This window comes from Pseudoalteromonas sp. TAE56 (assembly GCF_000497955.1).
GTDB lineage: Bacteria > Pseudomonadota > Gammaproteobacteria > Enterobacterales > Alteromonadaceae > Pseudoalteromonas.
This window is the reverse complement of the sequence record NZ_AUTN01000124.1, coordinates 1-2,091: the sequence shown is the minus strand read 5'-3', so window position 1 is coordinate 2,091 and position 2,091 is coordinate 1. Positions and strand designations below refer to the sequence as shown.

Here is a 2,091-nt window from a genome sequence, read left to right as displayed (position 1 = left end):
TTTGCGCCACTGGGCGTAAAAGCCTGGCGGTATTTAGCAACAGCACAAGGATTCACGGTAAATAAAGTAAGGTGGTCGTATTTAGCTAATGCATAAATAAGCGGGCCTTTTTTAAGCTCACAAACAATTGCTATTTTCTGCTCTGGATAACGCTGTTTAATATCCATAGCCCATTCATGCAACGCTTCAGGTGTGTGTTTAATAACGGTGTAATGATATTTATTAGTGCCTGTTGGGTGTTCACAAATATCATGTTTTTTATCGGCCCAATCCATGCCAATGAGTACAGCAAAATTATCAACGTTATATGCTTTCATTTTATAGCGCCTACGGTTAAAGTTAAGGACGGAATGTGCTTAAATCTCGTTTCTCGCAGGTCTTATAGATAGTCTTGGTCGGCAATCCCTGAGTATGCGTTTTGAAATCGAGGTGCTCTGTTGGCTCGAACGTCTTGTTAAAAACATTAGATGTTTGGCATTCAATATTCGTAACCAACAGAAGCATATTCCACTTAATATAATAGTCAGTTACTTTTAAATTAAGTGGCTTGGTCGAACTATAAGGGTTTTCAAGACGGACAAATTACAGTTGGCTTTTTGTTCGTGCCTCACTTATTTTAGCCAACTGCAATTTGCCGCTTAAAACGGCGTTAGTTTTCAAAAGGAGTTTGGCATTAGTCTCAATATTTATATCGACAAAATCGAAAATTTCTCTGAAGTGGAAAGATGTGACTTTTTTAGAGTTTTAGCTCACTCATTAACCGTATCTATTAGAGTCTATCTTTGTGATAACGAATTAGACAATGAAGAAAAATTGAATAGAGTAAAGTGGCTAAACGAGATATTGCATAGGGTAGTAACAAAAGTGTACGTTAGGCCTTATGACAAAAACAATGTCGAAGGTTTCTTCGAAATGATGGCAGATTATATCGAAAAGAATCCAAATATATATGATCAGTTGGAGCATTGTTTCAATAAATCATTCCACCGCATACGTAGTTGAAAACTAACAACACGCCCTGAGGTGGACGACTAGTAAAATTTAGCTATTAACTGCAAATTTTAAAAGTGGTGAGCCTCTGCGTTTTAAGGCCGCTAAATACGTCGATTCATCGTAGGGTGTATTCGTTTTCCAACACCTAAATACAATCCTTATCCATTTAAATGCCAGTGATCTAATTATGCTGTTATGCGGCTTACCCTTGGCTTTTTGTTGCTCATAATACGCTTTAGCCCAAAACGAATAACGAATAGAAAAGCCTGCCCATTCTACAAATGTTTGCCTTAAAAAAGTGGGGCAACTATAACGCCAATGAGTCCACATTTTTTGACCACTGCGCTCAATAACAGGCGCTATACCCGCGTACTTTTGAAGTTCTGCAGCATCATTATAACGCGCACGATTACTCCCAAAAGGAACAAGTAAACGTGGGGCGAGTTGTGGACCTGCACCGGGTAAGCTATCAAATATCTTTTTATCTTGCTGGGCTTTATAAGCCGATTTTATTGCTTTATCGAGCTTTTCAATACCTTTTAATAACACTTTAAATTGCGTAATAAGCACTTCAACGAGCATTTGATTAGGCACAATGACGCCTTCATCCAGAGTTAATGGCATTGAATTTTTAATACTGTCTAATCGTGCATTATTGACCGTGGAATAGTGTGAGTTATGACTCTCAAAAAAGTCGAGTAAAGTCTGTTTTCTTGCTTTTTTAACCGCTGTGAGTGACGGCCATTTCTGAATGAAGTCGCAGAATATATACGTGTCCTTTTCTTTAAACCATTCAAGTGCCTGCGGGTAATAATTTTTTAATGTCGCTGTTATTTTATTGGATAAATCGACACTGTCTTGCACTAAACTTCGGCGATATTCAACAAGCTGAGACAGCGTTCGCATAGCTGCTGACTCAGGCTCAATGACAGACAGCTTATCCATGTGTAACGTGAGAATTTCAACTTGTACAAAGGCATCTGATGGGTCATCTTTTGCGCCACTGGGCGTAAAAGCCTGGCGGTATTTAGCAACAGCACAAGGATTCACGGTAAATAAAGTAAGGTGGTCGTATTTAGCTAATGCATAAATAAGCGG

General features: G+C 38.7%; 2 protein-coding genes. Both read right to left on the bottom strand.

All coding sequences use genetic code 11. The features are described from left to right. Nucleotides 1-317, bottom strand: a 317-nt coding sequence (locus L656_RS0114555) for an IS110 family transposase (protein ID WP_024599739.1), incomplete at its 3' end; no start/stop codon positions are given. A gap of 724 nt (nucleotides 318-1,041) precedes the next feature. Continuing rightward, the coding region (locus L656_RS0114550) for an IS110 family transposase (RefSeq protein ID WP_024599743.1) at nucleotides 1,042-2,091 on the bottom strand (1,050 nt) is incomplete at its 5' end.